This is a genomic window from Streptomyces sp. YGL11-2, assembly GCF_050054615.1.
Lineage (GTDB): Bacteria > Actinomycetota > Actinomycetes > Streptomycetales > Streptomycetaceae > Streptomyces.
This window is the reverse complement of sequence record NZ_JBNHIN010000026.1, coordinates 1-14,284: the sequence shown is the minus strand read 5'-3', so window position 1 is coordinate 14,284 and position 14,284 is coordinate 1. Positions and strand designations below refer to the sequence as shown.

Here is a 14,284-nt window from a genome sequence, read left to right as displayed (position 1 = left end):
TCTGCGCAGGGTTCTGCGTCCACGCACCCGGCGCGCAGTCAGGCGCTCATCAGTTCCAGGCCGCTCTCGTCGAGATCGAGCAGGAACTCCTCGTAAAGCGCCGCCACGGCGTCGTCCACGCGGGCCCGGGGCACCAGGAAAGTGGTCCTGGCCTGGGTCGCGGAGACACACTGGGCTCCGATCTCGCGGTCCCCCAGGGCGGTCAGCGCGCCGATCGTCGTACCTGGCCTGCTCAGCAGTCCGACGCCGACCAACGACACCTTGGCGAGCGAGCGCCTCGTCTCGACGGAACCGCCTTCGGCACGCACCACGCCTGCCACTGCGGCGAGGACTTCCTCAAGTGCCGCGTCGGGCATGCAGAAGGCCATGTGCAGTTCGTCGGAGGGGTCCGATGGCCAGATAACGGAGTCGACGGGGATATGCATGCTCGCCACGGTGTTGAGTGCCGCCACGCCGGCGCCACCCCTGACGACGACCTGGGTGACTGCCCGGTCGTGCGTCACGGCGACCACGCCGGCCCGCCCTTCGATCCCTCCTGATTCCGGCACGTCTGCGTCCCTTCCCACGATGGTGGTCTGCCTGGTCCAATCGGCCGAATTGCGTACCACGACGTCGATGCCGTGTACGGCGGCGAGTTCCACGGCCCTTGCATGCATGACCCCGGCTCCCGAGAAAGCCATCTCGGACATGGTTTCGGCATCGATCCGGGTGAGAAGCGGTGCTCCGGCAATCACTCGTGGGTCTGCCCGGTGCACGCCGTCGACATCCGTGTAGATTTCACAGACCCGCGTTCCGTGTCCGGCGGCCAGCGCGACTGCCGAGATGTCCGAGCCGCCCCGGCCCAAAGTGATGGTTTCTCCTTCGGGATTCAGTGCTTGGAATCCGGAAACCACTGCGACCCGGCCCGCATTCAGCCTACTGCGCAGCGGCTCCGGATCTACTTCCGACACGAATCCCGAACCGTAGCGGCCGACCGCACACAATCCGGCCTGTGCACCGGAGAGTGATTCTGCGGGAACTCCTAGATTCCGTAGGGCGATTGCGAACAGGGCAGCCGAGTCCATTTCACCGGTCGCGAGTAGTTTATCCATTTCAAGAGAGTCGGGAACACGGCTCAAACCCGCTGCGGACTGCACCAGTTCGTCCGTCTTCTTCCCTCGTGCAGACACAACGACAACGAGCGACTTCCCTTGGCCGTGTGCCTGTGCCACCTGTTCCGCGGCGGAGGCGACTTGCTGGTCGGTGGCCAGCGAGCTTCCTCCATACTTCCGAATGGCGATATCCATTCTGCTCCGTCCGAGGTGTTCGAGGTCATCCGGCGCTCGTTTCCCGCGCTCTTGCACGCTATGGGAGGCAGCGCCCCTCGCGGATCACACAAATGCGCGATATCGGGGAGCGGGCTCGATAAGCACAAGGTCCGCCGCATGCGGCCGAGCCGTCCGACCGCCCTTGGGGCGGCCTGGAGGGGAGTCTTCGTAGGGCAGGTCTGCCAAGTTGTCAGCGTTGTGGATAGTTGGGCGGGAGGTCCAGATTCGGGCTACTGAGAGGCGGCCGTCGAAGGCGATGCCGAAGGCTTGGAGAACTCGCTTCCAGCGGGTGGTCCAGCGCTTTTGGCCAGTGCCGCTGGGGTCGAGGCTCATCACCGCCAGGTAGACGCACTCGAGGGCAGCTGCCGCGGTGGGGTGCCGCCATGGCGCCTCCAGCGCCACCACCCCGCACCCTGAGTCCCTGGCAACACCTACCTGCGCGAGGGTCGCCCCCTGCCCCACCTGCCCGCGCTCCTGGTCCGCGCCGCCGGCACGCCACCGCCCCGTGCGACCGTGGCGAGCGCGCTTGCCTGGCCCCGCGTCACCTCCACAGCGATGATCTACGACACCACCGATCACGCCCTGACCGCCACCACCCGAGCCGAGAGAGGATCTACATCGGCTGACCTTGCCCACCATCACCAGCGTCTCGGGACGGGGGCGCAAACAGCGCACCGGCCCGCTCGACGGCCCCTTCCAGAACCTGATGCCTTCCTGGCTCAACGAGCGCGCCGGAAGGAGCAGCGACCCGCTGTTCTGCATCCGCACCCCGCCTGACCCGAGACGCCGTCGCCCAGCGCCTGAGCACCGCGTCTGCGGCCGTGAAGGTCTGTCCGTCCCTGCTGGAGGAGTGAGTCCATCCGCACGTCCTGCACACGGTGGCGCAATGTCGTTGCTGCAGGCCGAAGTTGACATGACAGTTATGGCGCTCCGGCTCGGTCACGCCGGTGTTCGGTCCACCGACGCCTACGTCCACGCCGACATGACCATCAAGGAACAAGCCCTCCCTCGCACCACGCCGGTGACTGCCCGGCCAGGCCGATACCAACCCACCGACATGGCCCTCGTGTTCCTCGAACGCCACTGACGTCGCACCGCCTCAACTATGCCGAGCAACACGGGCTTCAGGCCAGTCGTCCCAAGGCAGCAAACGCACCACTCGGTATAGTCGCGAGCTCGACATAGGCCCAGGAAAAACAGGTCCCGGTCTCCGGTGTCGCCTTCCTGTCGCAAGGCCGCAAGTCCTACAGCTGAGCCCGGGCGGCTTACTGGAAGACGGGGTCAGCCGTGTGCCGCACACTGTCGCGGGTGCGTTTCCAGCGGAAGCCCTCGCGGCGCAGCCTGGCCCGCCAGTCCGGGGAGATCTCCACCCCGCGCTGCTCGCGCAGCCAGCCGCATAGGGCAGGAGTGTCCAGCAGCTCGGCCAGCGCGGCCCCGTCCTCGGCCCAAAGCGCCTTGGCCGGGCGACCGGGCGCGGAGCATCGGGCAGCCCGGCAATGGTACGTAAGTCCCCGTATCCGGCGGAGTTCAGAAATGATGCGGTGGCGTTGTACCGCGCGGCGGGTGGGAAGCGTACGTATGCGGCGGTCGCTGCGGATGTCGGGGTGACCGGCGAGACGCTGCGCAGGTGGGTGCGGCAGGCCGACGAGCTGGCGGGCCGCGGCAGCAGCGGCGAGCAGGCCGCTGAGAGCAGGGACGAGGAACTGGCCCTGCTGCGTGCGAAGAACTGCCGGCTGCGCAGGGCCGAGAAGGAGAAGGAGTGGGAACCTGAGCGGGAGATCCTGCGCCGGGCGGCCCAATATTTCGCGAAGGAGATGAGGGCATGAGGCGCCGTTGGGGCTTTATCTCCACAGGGCCGACCTCGGCATCCAGCGGATATGCCGGGTCTTGAGGTCTCGTCCTCTGGCTTCTACCGGTGGGTCGCCGGCGCGGAGGCCCGTGAGGTCCGGCAGGACGCCGACGAGGCCCGGGTTGCGGGGATCCGCGAGATCCACATCGGCCACAAGGGCAGGTACGGAGTGCAGCGCGTGCACGCGGAGCTCCGAGGCTTCGGACACACCGTGAACCGCAAACGCGTCGAGCGCCTCCTGCGCAAGCACGGCCTTCAGGGCCTGCATCTGCGGCGTCGCAAGCGCACCACGATCCCCGACCCGCTCGCACCACCGGCCCCGGACCTCGTCAAGCGCCGTTCTCCGCCAGGCACCTGGACGAGAAGTGGTGCGGCAACATCACGTATGTGCAGCTCGGCGGCACGTGGCTGTATCTCGCGTGCGTCCTGAACATCCGCTCGCGCCGGGTCCTCGGCTGGTCGATGGCCACCGACGGCCTCATCCACAAGATCGGCCCCGGCCTCTACACCGCAAGAACATGGTCGCCAACTCCCTTGCAAGGCCCGCAAGAAGGCGAACTACCCGGCCTTGGGACGAGGCCCGTGGACGGCGGCGCGGACCGTGACCGGATGGCGCTCCAGCAGGTTGGCAACTTCCGTGCCGGTCTAGCCGCGATCCAGCAGGCGCATGCACTCCGCGCACTGCCGGGTGTAATGGGTCTGGTCCCATGACATCAACAGGGCATGTAGGTGCCGGTGCTGATCATCGGTCAGATCGACGTGAGCTCTTCGGCACGACGCCCCTCCCGCACGACACCTACTCCGTCCACAGCCAACTTCTTCCGACCCACTTAGCCGTCTGCTGGCGCGCATCATTTAGGGTGCCCGTATGAGGATCGGTGAGCTGGCGCAACGGTGTGGGACGACTGTGCGTGCGATCCGCTACTACGAGTCGCTGGGTTTGCTGGAGTCTCGTCGAGGGCCGAATGGATACCGGGTCTTCGACGATGCCTCCGTGGCTCGTGTGCGGAACATCCGTACGTTGCTGGACTCAGGGTTGGATGGGGCGAGTGTTGCCGAGGTTGGGCATTGCTTAGACGACGATCTGCAGGGATCTGAGCCTTGTTCGGCTGCCGTTGCCTTGTACGAGCGTCGTCTCGCTGTGGTGGATGAGCGAGTGCGCAGTTTGACTGAAGTGCGCAACCAGTTGGCGCGACGGTTGGCGGAACTGGTCGGGACCAGACGGTAAAACCTGCTCCAACCCTTGACCTTGACGCTAGCGTCAGGGTTCGACAATCGGTCCATGAGCCTTCCGATCACACAGTCACTCACCGGCAACACAGCAGGCACGGTGGGGGCGTTCATTCTTGTCATGGGCCCTCCGGCGTACTTGGCAGCTTCCTCGCAGGACGACTCACCGACCGCTGGCGCATTGACCGAACCTTGATGGCCACATTCGGTGGTGTTCTGCTGTCTACCGCTGGTCTCGTGGTGACCGGATATTTCGCCGGCGGTGATGCTCCGCCATGGCTGGTGGCAGTGTTCCTCGCGCTGTGGTGCGTGTCCGCCTGGGGCAACAACCCACCGATGAACTCCCGCATCCTACGGATGGACGGGGATGCGGGCACTGAAGCAGTCGCTCTCAACTCCCGTGGCCAATATGTTGGCGTCTCTCTCGCCGGCGCCTTCGGCGGTGCCGCGCTGGCCTTCAGCGGCGGCACCACGGTGCTTCTCGCGGGTGCTGTAATCGGTCTCGTCACCATCGCCATTATGACTTTCGCCGTGCTGCACTATCCCGCCACGGCTGCCGCAAGCTTGGACGCCTCTGAGATGGTCACGACATCTTGAATCTCATTGAAGGGGCTGAGCGGGCCGAACTACTCAACACTGGAGGAACAGCGCCAGCATGACCATGCACATTCCCGAGACCCACCGCGATATCTTGCGGTCCACTGGCCTAGCGTTCGTAGCCACCATGCGCCACGGTGGTTCGCGCATCGCCCCAAACGTCAGTCCGACCTGGTTCGAGTGGGATGACGAGGCGAACCAACTACTCATCAGCCTCACCGACCACAGGCAAAAGTACCGCAATTTGCTATGCGACCCGGCAGTCGCTGTATGCCTGACTGATCCCGGCAACCCGTACCGCTACATCGAGCTACGCGGTGTCGTGGACGCCGTTCACGAGGACGTCGACCATCGCTTAATCGATCGACTGGCCCGTGACTATGTCGGGATGTCGAAGTTCGCTCACGATCCGACCGACGGGCGCCGCCTCATTGTCCGGATCACTCCCGACTACCTCCGTTGCTTCGGGTAGCCCCTCACCTGGGCGTTTGCAAGTTCCGTGGTGAGGCGGGTTGTTGGGGAGTGAAGCAGGCACGGGACCTGTGATCACCGTGGTGCCGAAGACAGGTGATCACGAAGGGAGTCCCGTGCCTGCCCGTTCGCCATCTCCCACCCCGCTGGTGCTTCAGAGGGGGGTGTCAGGGGGAACCTTCCCCCTGATCGTGGACACCTGGAGACTGAAGCACCAAGTGGGAAACACATACGCGAATTGATACACCACGGAGTTCAAGCGGGAGGCGATCGCGCTCGTCAGCTCCACGAGGGAAGACGCGGCTACTTGGGAGCTCGGCATCAGTGCGGAGTCCTTGCGCGGTTGGTACCGCCAGGCCAAGGCCGACCGGGGCGAGGGCACCCCTGGCGAGCTCACCACCGAACGCGAGGGGCTCAAGCGACTGCGTAAGCTCGCCGCCGAACAGGCCAAGACGATCGAGGAACTGAGAAAAGCCGCGGTCTTCTTCGCGAAGGAAAGTGACCGGTAAACGACACGTACGCGTTCACGAGGCAGAGAAGACCACCCACGGTGTCGCTTTCCTGCGCAGGCTGCTGCGGGGGCCCGGTCCTCCTTCTATGCCTGGCTCGCCGCGGCGAAGACCTGGGCCATGCGGCAGGCTGCCGACGAGGCCCTGGCCCACGAGATCACGGTCATCCACGTCGCCTCCCGCCAGACCTACGGCGTTCCGCGCGTCCATGCCGAACTGCGGCGCCTGGGACTTGAACCGCAAACGCATCGCCAGCATCACGCGCGAGCGGGGCATACGCGGAGCCAGTCGCCGCAAACGGCGCTTGCTGACAGGGCCGGACAAGAAGGCCCAGTCGGCCCCGGACCTGATCGGCCGCGACTTGCACGCCGGCCTGCCAGGAACCAAGCTGGACGGCGACATCACCGCCCTGCCCACCGGTGAGGGCTGGCTCTATCTCGCCTGCTGGCTAGACCTGGCCACCCGCGAGGTGGTCGGCAACTCGATGGCCGACCACCATCGCGCCGCCCTCGTCGTCGACGCGCCGGAGATGGCCGCCGGCGGCGGCCATCTCCGGCCCGGGCTGCATAGTGCATTCGGACCTCGGCAGCGAATACACCAGCAGCCAATTCCTGTATGTAATACGCGAGTTTGGCCACCGGCAAAGCTGCGGACGCACCGGATCACGCNCCCCCCCCCCCGGCCCGGGCTGCATAGTGCATTCGGACCTCGGCAGCGAATACACCAGCAGCCAATTCCTGTATGTAATACGCGAGTTTGGCCACCGGCAAAGCTGCGGACGCACCGGATCACGCTTCGACAATGCCGCCGCGGAAAGCTTCTGGGCCCTGCTCAAGGAAGAGACCGGCACCCGCGTATGGACTGATCGAGCCACCGCCCGCGCCGAGGCCTTCAACTTCATCGAAACGTTCTACAACCGTCGCCGCCTGCACAAGCACAAGGTCTTCGGCTACCTCACCCCGGCCGGAACCCGGCAACGGCACCGACACGACCTCGCGGCATACAGTTCGAGTGCCCAATTCTCGGGGAAGCTTCAAGGACAAGGCCGGGGCGTTCCGGCTGTGAGGCGTCACGAGAGGCCGATCGCAGATTGCTGGGCACAGTCGTGGAGGATGATCTCTCGGGCCAGTGCCACACGATTGGTCACGTTGAGCTTGGTGAAGCTACTGCGGACGTGCGTCCCCACAGTGTGCACCGACAGCACGAGGAGGTCCGCTATCTCTTTGTTGGTCATCCCCTCTGCAACCAGCCGGGCCACGACCGTCTCGGCCCGAGTCAGGTCGCATATCTTCGCCGGCACAGTAGCGTAGGGCGGCACGATCGCCCGGTCTTCCAGCTGGGCGTCGGTCTCGTCCGAGACGGGTACCAGTACGGGGGTGCGGCGCGGGCTCTGCAGCAGGGCCGACGGAGAGTGCGTAGGGAACGTCGGGCCCTGGCTCCGGGGGGCGGAGATGGGGCCCGCCAACTGCCCTAGGTTCACCGGGGTGGCCATATGCCCGCCCTCCAGGTGCCGCACACGGCTCTTGGGGTCGACGGCCCCAGCCGGGGCGGCACGTTCGATGTGCTGGGAGCAGCTGACCGAGTCGACGACATTCACATGCGGGAGCCGGACGGCCCGGGGTGCGTCCGAGCGCGGCGAGCGCCGGTCCGCCTCGCGCCCGTGCTCTTCCGAGGCCGAGCATGCCGGTGTATATTCGGACGACTCCAGTGTAACGCCCTTGTTCAACAGCAAGGTCTTGGGATGTCCGCTCGTCACCAGTTCACCGATCCACAAGATGATGGTGACATAGCGCGCGGGGACGCTGATTCCCGCCTTAAGGACGCCGAGCAGGTCCAATAACTTGCCCATGCTGGATTCGTTCGCTAAGGAAACCCACTCACTCGCCCTCCCCCGCTTGGCACGGAGAGCATCGGCGATGCCGTCGGATATTCGGTCGACTTCCGCATAGGAAAGGAAAGTTCCTGAGTCCTCGTCGACCACGGCGGCGATGTGAGGTGTGCGAGCAGCCTGTTCGGCGAAGAGTTCACCGAGGGAAGCGTCGCATCTGGGCAGCATCTCCCCATCACCACTTCCCGGGTAAGAGTTTCCGAGTCCACCTGAGAGGGTATTCATTACTGCTTCACCCTTAACGTGCTTGCAGTTCGCACCGAAATCACTCATGACAGCATTCCTTTCGTTGGGTGTGGCGTCTTGCGGCAGGCCAGCGCACCCGCAATCCGCGGGGCTCGCCACCGGCAGAACGCAAGCTTTCCCGGCACCGCCGCACGGTGCTGACGTGCGGCGGCGCTCGCAAGGCTGAGCAGAGCACCGTTCTCCAGGTCCGGCCGGTCAGGTCCGGCAGGAGCCGCCGAGGTCGCCCAGGTCACCGCGGCCATGACCGCACTCAAAGGCATCGCTGCCGAACGGGACTTCTTGCTGGTCGGCGACTCCAAACTGATGTCGCACGGCAACGTGGCCGCGATGACCGCAGCAGGGGTGTCCTTCGTTGCGCCGCTGGCCAAGAGGCTGTGCCCCACCGAGCTGTTCGTCTCCATGGACCCGGCACAGGCCGACCCGGTGGACTACACCGCCGACCGCGACACCGGCAAACCACCCCAAGAGCGCGGCACCTATCGCGTGTGGGAAGACACCATGACCTTGGCCGGCCGCCGCAAGAGCGATCCGGCCCTGCCCGTGCGCCGGATGCTGGTCCACTCCACCGCCAACGCCGCCGACCAGCAGGCCGCCCGCACCCGCAGACTCGCCAAAGCGGCCGAGGACCTCAACGCCCTGGCCCGCGCCGCCGGCGCCCAGCACCGTCCCGCCACCGAGGCGGTGGCCAAACGCGCCGCCGAGATCCTGCGCGCCCGCAAAGTCCACGCCATCGTCCACACCCGGATCACCGCCGACCCAGACCCCGGCAAGTCTGCCTTCGCCTGGCACTTCGACCAGCGGGTCCTGGAGACAGAGGCCGCAGCCAACGGCTGGTACGCACTGCTGGCCAACCTCGATCCGGCCCAGGCCGATGCCCCTGAGGGCCTGATCCGCTATAAGGGCCAGCAGGTCGTCGAGCGCCACTACAGCGACTTCAAAGGCCCACTCGCGGTTGCACCCGTGTTCCTCGAACGCAACTGGCGCATCGCCTCTCTGGTCACCGTGATCCGCCTGGCTCTGCTGATCTTTTGCCTGGTCGAACAGCCGGTCCGCTATGCCCTGGGACCTGATCGCAAGCTCCGCGGCTTCCGCACCGACAACCGCGCCAGCCGCCCCACCGGCCGACTGATCTTCACCGCTCTCGGTCGGCTCCAGCTCATCCCCGGCAACAGCACTGACCCACCGCAGGTCCCGCTCGCAAGGCATCCAAGCACGACTACTCCAACTATTGAACGTGGATTCGACCAGACCTCGGCACTTAGCTTCATCCATCCCCACCTGCGAAGAACGGGACTAGTGGACCGTGTGCTGACACGTCGGTGCTCCCGCGCCCGTACGCGGTGCGGCAACGGGTGCAATACACGGGGGGGTCGTGCGACCCGAGACAGCCCCGGACGCTACCGAGCGGACGATATACCGTCAAGTCATCCGCTGAGAAAGACAGTTCGCGATCAGGCCAGGTGCTACCCGCCGCTCCGTTGCACTAGTCGCCGCGTCCGCATGCTGCTGATGAGTTACCCCGTTACGAACAACCCTCCCCTCACAGTGATCCCTTGGAGCATGATGCGCCGGACCCCGCGCACACCTACTGGACGCCCCTGGCTGTCCCCCGCCCACAAGGCGGGACTCGCCGGCCTGGTGGGAACCACGGTCGAGTGGTACGACTTCTTCGTCTTCTCCACGGCATCCAGCCTGGTCTTTCCAGAGTTGTTCTTTCCCGGAGCGCCGCAAGCCACCGGCCTGCTGGCATCGTTCGCGACGTTCTGGGTTGGCTTTCTGGGCCGCCCTGTCGGTGCAGCGCTATTCGGCCATTTCGGGGACCGGTTAGGACGAAAACGCAGTCTGGTGGGGACACTTCTGCTGATGGGGGCGTCTACCGCGGGCATCGGACTGCTGCCTCGTTACGACGAGGCGGGGATCACCGCTCCGGTGCTGCTGTGCGTCCTGCGGCTCGTCCAAGGGATCGCAGTGGGCGGCGAGTGGGGCGGCGCGGTGCTGCTGGCCGGTGAGCACGCGCCGCAGGGACGCCGGGTGATCCTGACGGCCATGGTGCAGCAAGGGACCCCGCTGGCCTCAATCCTGACCAGCGCGGTCTTCATCCCGTTCTCGCGACTGGGCGACGGCGCATTCCTGGCCTGGGGCTGGCGGGTCCCCTTCCTGCTCTCCACCGCCCTCATGGCCGTCGGCCTGGTGATACGGCTGAAGGTGCCCGAATCCCCGGAGTTCGAGGGACTGTCGGCGCAGGGGCGGGTGGCGCCCGCCCCGTTGCGCGACACCTTGCAGCGGCACTTCCCGAAGATGGCGGTGTGCGTCGGGGCCTGCGCTGTTCCGGTTGCCGGGACGTATCTGGCCGGCACCTTCGTGCTGTCCTGGGCGACCGTGCACATCGGCTTTCCCCGGGAGAAAGTGCTGGGCATGGTGCTGTGCGCGGCAGTTACCCGGTTCCTGGTCCAGCCCGTCGCCGCGGTCACCGCCCAGCGCTTGGGGGCCGCACGGATCTGCGCCCTGGGGCTGGCTCTGTACTTGCTCGCGGTGCCGCTCACCGTGCTGGCCCTGGGGAGCGGTTCGCTGGTCCGGATCGCGGTGGGGGTGTGCGCGTTGGAGTCCGCCAGCGCCGTCGTCTACGCGGTGGTCGCGGCCCTGCTCGTCGATGCCTTCCCGGTCCGGGTGCGCTACACCGCGATCTCCTTGGCCCAGCAGTTGGCTGGTGTGGTGTTCGGGGGCACGGCGCCGGCCCTGGCCCAGACCCTGGTCACGGTGGGGCACGGCTCGCTGTGGCCGGTGGCGCTCTACCAGGCGTTCCTGGCCGTCCTGTCAGCCTGCTGCCTGCCCGCTCTGACGTCCGCCCGCCGCACTGCCCCAGCAGGGGGCACACCCCCGCCGCGAGGTGGCCGATGCGCCAGGGTAGCTTCCCTGAGGCAACGCCATTGGCAGGGCTAGACTCTTTCCCTCTTGGCAGACGCCGGGTTGGCTCCTGCCTCCGTTGGGAGACCTCTGTTGAGAAGGGCGAGAGATGCGCAGTAACGGATCGGAACGCGGCGAGGACGACCGTCCGCTGCTGCTGCAACTCGAGCAGCGCCTCAACAAGCTGATCGAGACGCTCTATCCCGACGAACGCACCCGCCCCGGTTACGCGCGACTCGCCAAGGAGATCCGCGAGACAACCGGAGGCACCATCTCTGCCACCTATCTCTGGGAACTGGCCACCGGAAAGAAACGCAACATCACGCTGGAACAGCTGGACATTCTTGCGCAGTTCTTCGGGGTACCACCCGAATACTTCCTCAACGACGAGGTGTCGGAACGGATCAATGCCCAACTGAAGCTGGCCACCGCACTGCGCGACACCAAGATTCGCAGCCTGGCGCTGCGCGCCGAAGGGCTCTCACCTGCCAGTCTGGACGCCCTGCTCACTATGGTCGAGGAGGCCCGCAAACTGCAAAACCTCTCGGCGATGAACCACCCGAATCCCCCCACAGCCGGATCCCATGAGTGAGGCAGCGTTCCCTACGGAATGCCCGGGCGGGCCGGGTCCGTTGTTATGTCACTGACGTTCCGGATCGCACGCGCCCCGACAGCGACCGGTCTTCCCCACAGCAGGCTATTGGGAGACGCATGCTGAAAAAGTACGCTCGATTACATCAGCGTTGCCAGTCGGCTCTGAGCCAACTCAGTCTGCCACGCCCCTTCACCATCGATGCTTTGCGCCAGGAGCTGTCCGCACAGCGCAGACGTCCGTTGCATCTGCATCCGCTGCCAGAACAGGCCGCCCGGAACAGCATCTGCGGCATGTGGCTCGCCACCGAGACTGACGACCACATCTTTTTCGAGCAGCGCACCAGCCGAGTGCACCAAGAGCACATCCTGCTGCATGAGATCGGGCACATGCTGTTCGACCACCGCGGCACGGACCTGGTCCAAGGCGCGGCTCCTCAGGCCCTGCTCCCCGATCTGAGCCCGCAGTTGGTGCAACGGCTGCTTGGCCGCGCCAGCTACACCAACCGTCAGGAGCAGGAGGCGGAGATGCTTGCCAGTCTGCTGAGCATCCGCGCTTCACAGTCCGCCGCCAGAGCTCCGCACGGTGTGCTGGGCCGGTTGGAAGCCGCGCTGGGGGCGCGTGCCGCGGATGAACGCTGAACCCTCCAACGCGCTGGGCTGGTTCGACTACATCTGCGTGGGCTGCCTGTGGCTGGCTCTGACCCTACGTGCCTCCGCCGCCCTGCGCACCCCTGAGCAGCGCGGACTGTGGTTGGCCGTGGTCACCGCTGCGGTGGCCATGACGCTCACGCTCCCCGCCGCGACCCAGCTCGCCCTCCAGGCCACTGGAGGGGTCCACGCCATCGCTCTGGCACGGAACATGAGCGGAGTGCTCTCGTCGGGCGCAGTGCTGTACTTCGTCTCGACGGCCGCCGGCGGCCGCCGATTACGTCTGGGCGTGTGCTTCGTGACGAGCCTGGCAATGGTGTCCCTGCTGGTCCTGGATTCCCTCGTTCCACCGCACCAGGAACACGCCGTAACAGGCGGTGCGCCTACTCCCTCCACTGCCTATTGGATCGTATTGGTTGTGGACCATCTCGCCGCGGACATCTCCTGCACCTCCCTGTGTCGCCAGTACAGCAGACGCACAGCCAACCCCGTCCTGAAGGCGAGCTTACGGATGTTCGGAATCGGCACCGCGCTCTCCTGCTTATGCTGGTTCTGCCAGCTCATCAACCTGCTGTTCCACACCGATAGGCTGCTGCCGTACCTCCCATACGTCATGGACTTGCACGGGCTGCTACGCGCGATCGCCCTCCTGGCGCCCTCGCTGTGGGCCATGCAGGGCGCCGTCGCGGAGATCTGCACCATCTGGCACCTGTGGCCACTGTGGCGCGACCTGGTACAGGCCGTGCCGAACGTCGCGTTCATCAAACCCCGCCACCGACTGTTGGAGATCGTGTGGCCGCAGGCATCCTGGCGGCTGCTGGCTTACCGCAAAATCATCGAGACCCGGGATGCCATCCTCGATCTCAACGACTATGTGCCCGCCTGTGCGTGGGCCCGCGCACGTCGGCGTGTGGCCGCTGTGGGGGTCGCTCACGACAAGGTCGATGCGACGGTGCTCGCGTGTGTCATGAGGGGGGCGCGCAGCGCCAAGCTCGCCGGCCGGCCTCACCAGCAGTCCGCCAGCGGTCTCGTCAGCTTCGACAACGGCGACCTCGAAAGCGAGAAGGCGTTCCTTCTCGACATGGCGCGAGCTTACGCCTCGGCTCCAGCCCGGAACTTCGCCATCCATCCGAACGCATCCGACAGGAAGTGAGCAGCGATGACCACCATCTTGACCACTGGAGCGACCGCGGGCATTGGTGCCGCCTTCGCCCGACGGTTGGGGGGCAGGGGGTGCGACCTCGTGCTGGTCGCACGAGACAAGGGCCGCTTGGAATGCATCGCAGACGAATGACGAACGCGGGTCAGCATCACTGTGGAAGTCCTGCCGGCAGACCTCCTCGACCCGGCGCAGTGCCGCACGGTCGAGGAGCGCTTGGCGTTGTCGGCACGTCCCATCAACGTGCTCGTGAACAACGCCGGCTTCGGACTCCCGGCTCCATTCCCCCGCAACCCGGTCGATGACGAGGAACGGATGCCGGACCTCCTGGCCGCGTTCCCCTGCGCCTCACCCACGCGGCCGTTCCGGGCATGACCAGCCGGAAGCGAGGTGCCATCCTCAATGTTTCCTCCGTGGCCGGTCTGCTGCCCACCGGTACATACGGTGCCGCGAAGGCATGGATCACCAGCTTCGTCGAGCCTGGAGATGTGCTCAACCGGCTCGTACGGGACATCGAGCGTGGCAGGGCAAGGAACTGACGAAGCCCCTTGGAGGCTGTGTGCCGAGTGGAATCACCACACCAACAACAAGGGGCTTCGCCACGTCACCCCACCTGACCTGTTCCTTTCACCCTTCCGCCCCTTCCGTCATGGGATGAAAAGGGAGGGTTCAGTGAGAGTTCGGGGCAGGCCCGCCAGCGGCGTCATCAGGTACATCATCACTGTCAGAGTTGCAGCGACTTTGTCTGGAGAAATTCCCTGAGCCCGTACTTGCCGAGTTCTCGCCCGACACCTGATTGCTTATGGCCACCGAAGGGGGCGAGCGGGTTGTACGCCCCGCCGTTAACCGTCACCTGGCCGCACTCCATCGATCGCGCAAAGG

The 14,284-nt window shown here is 65.8% G+C and carries 17 protein-coding genes and 2 pseudogenes; 15 read left to right on the top strand and 4 right to left on the bottom strand.

Features of this window, described 5'->3' with window-relative positions:
• Positions 1-38: 38 nt before the first annotated feature.
• Entirely contained in the window at positions 39-1,286 is a 1,248-nt protein-coding gene (locus tag ACO1BR_RS26440; protein ID WP_426797595.1) for an aspartate kinase, read from the bottom strand.
• 246 nt (positions 1,287-1,532) lie between these two features.
• A pseudogene (locus tag ACO1BR_RS26435) lies at positions 1,533-1,676 on the bottom strand (IS256 family transposase); the annotation flags it as partial.
• Positions 1,677-2,193: 517 nt separating this feature from the next.
• On the opposite strand from ACO1BR_RS26435, the gene ACO1BR_RS26430 reads away from it, so the two are divergent.
• The 9 genes and pseudogenes from ACO1BR_RS26430 to ACO1BR_RS26390 all read left to right on the top strand — a co-directional run bounded on the left by ACO1BR_RS26430 (position 2,194) and on the right by ACO1BR_RS26390 (position 6,386).
• On the top strand, positions 2,194-2,394 hold the full coding sequence (locus tag ACO1BR_RS26430) for a hypothetical protein (protein WP_426797594.1): 201 nt from the start codon (positions 2,194-2,196) through the stop codon (positions 2,392-2,394).
• A gap of 409 nt (positions 2,395-2,803) precedes the next feature.
• A complete protein-coding gene (locus ACO1BR_RS26425) occupies positions 2,804-3,133 on the top strand; it encodes a transposase (RefSeq protein ID WP_426797593.1) in 330 nt (109 codons plus the stop codon).
• A 162-nt stretch (positions 3,134-3,295) separates the two neighbouring features.
• Positions 3,296-3,586, top strand: coding sequence for an IS3 family transposase (locus ACO1BR_RS26420; protein ID WP_426797691.1), 291 nt, complete (start codon positions 3,296-3,298; stop codon positions 3,584-3,586).
• Complete coding sequence (locus tag ACO1BR_RS26415; RefSeq protein WP_426797700.1) at positions 3,544-3,867, top strand: hypothetical protein; 324 nt, start codon at positions 3,544-3,546, stop codon at positions 3,865-3,867. The genes ACO1BR_RS26420 and ACO1BR_RS26415 overlap by 43 nt, the downstream gene beginning before the upstream one ends.
• A 157-nt stretch (positions 3,868-4,024) precedes the next feature.
• Positions 4,025-4,384 (top strand): MerR family transcriptional regulator, encoded by a 360-nt coding sequence (locus ACO1BR_RS26410; RefSeq protein ID WP_426797592.1) that lies wholly within the window; start codon positions 4,025-4,027, stop codon positions 4,382-4,384.
• 197 nt (positions 4,385-4,581) lie between these two features.
• Entirely contained in the window at positions 4,582-4,983 is a 402-nt protein-coding gene (locus ACO1BR_RS26405) for a hypothetical protein (RefSeq protein WP_426797591.1), read from the top strand.
• A 58-nt stretch (positions 4,984-5,041) separates the two neighbouring features.
• Positions 5,042-5,455, top strand: coding sequence for a PPOX class F420-dependent oxidoreductase (locus tag ACO1BR_RS26400; protein WP_426797590.1), 414 nt, complete (start codon positions 5,042-5,044; stop codon positions 5,453-5,455).
• 253 nt (positions 5,456-5,708) lie between these two features.
• Positions 5,709-5,963: pseudogene (locus tag ACO1BR_RS26395) on the top strand (hypothetical protein); the annotation flags it as partial.
• 120 nt (positions 5,964-6,083) lie between these two features.
• Positions 6,084-6,386 carry an IS3 family transposase gene (locus ACO1BR_RS26390; protein WP_426797589.1) on the top strand — a complete coding sequence of 101 codons (303 nt, stop codon included), beginning with the start codon at positions 6,084-6,086 and terminating at the stop codon, positions 6,384-6,386.
• A 646-nt stretch (positions 6,387-7,032) separates the two neighbouring features.
• Here ACO1BR_RS26390 and ACO1BR_RS26385 read toward each other — a convergent pair.
• The gene (locus ACO1BR_RS26385) at positions 7,033-8,124 is read right to left on the bottom strand and encodes a LuxR C-terminal-related transcriptional regulator (protein WP_426797588.1); all 1,092 of its coding nucleotides are present in this window, start codon (positions 8,122-8,124) and stop codon (positions 7,033-7,035) included.
• A gap of 135 nt (positions 8,125-8,259) precedes the next feature.
• On the opposite strand from ACO1BR_RS26385, the gene ACO1BR_RS26380 reads away from it, so the two are divergent.
• The 6 genes from ACO1BR_RS26380 (at position 8,260) to ACO1BR_RS26355 (ending at position 13,941) form a co-directional block, all read left to right on the top strand.
• Positions 8,260-11,037, top strand: a complete 2,778-nt coding sequence (locus tag ACO1BR_RS26380) for an IS1634 family transposase (protein WP_426797690.1) — start codon at positions 8,260-8,262, stop codon at positions 11,035-11,037.
• A gap of 73 nt (positions 11,038-11,110) precedes the next feature.
• Positions 11,111-11,593 carry a hypothetical protein gene (locus ACO1BR_RS26375; protein WP_426797587.1) on the top strand — a complete coding sequence of 161 codons (483 nt, stop codon included), beginning with the start codon at positions 11,111-11,113 and terminating at the stop codon, positions 11,591-11,593.
• A 119-nt stretch (positions 11,594-11,712) separates the two neighbouring features.
• Positions 11,713-12,234: a hypothetical protein gene (locus ACO1BR_RS26370; protein WP_426797586.1), complete on the top strand. Its 522-nt coding sequence runs from the start codon at positions 11,713-11,715 to the stop codon at positions 12,232-12,234.
• Positions 12,224-13,396 (top strand): MAB_1171c family putative transporter, encoded by a 1,173-nt coding sequence (locus ACO1BR_RS26365; protein WP_426797585.1) that lies wholly within the window; start codon positions 12,224-12,226, stop codon positions 13,394-13,396. Before ACO1BR_RS26370 ends, ACO1BR_RS26365 begins: the two co-directional genes overlap by 11 nt.
• A gap of 6 nt (positions 13,397-13,402) precedes the next feature.
• A complete protein-coding gene (locus ACO1BR_RS26360; protein ID WP_426797584.1) occupies positions 13,403-13,537 on the top strand; it encodes an SDR family NAD(P)-dependent oxidoreductase in 135 nt (44 codons plus the stop codon).
• Positions 13,538-13,743: 206 nt separating this feature from the next.
• Positions 13,744-13,941: an SDR family NAD(P)-dependent oxidoreductase gene (locus ACO1BR_RS26355; RefSeq protein WP_426797689.1), complete on the top strand. Its 198-nt coding sequence runs from the start codon at positions 13,744-13,746 to the stop codon at positions 13,939-13,941.
• A gap of 185 nt (positions 13,942-14,126) precedes the next feature.
• Here ACO1BR_RS26355 and ACO1BR_RS26350 read toward each other — a convergent pair.
• The coding region (locus tag ACO1BR_RS26350) for an aldehyde dehydrogenase family protein (RefSeq protein ID WP_426797688.1) at positions 14,127-14,284 on the bottom strand (158 nt) is incomplete at its 5' end.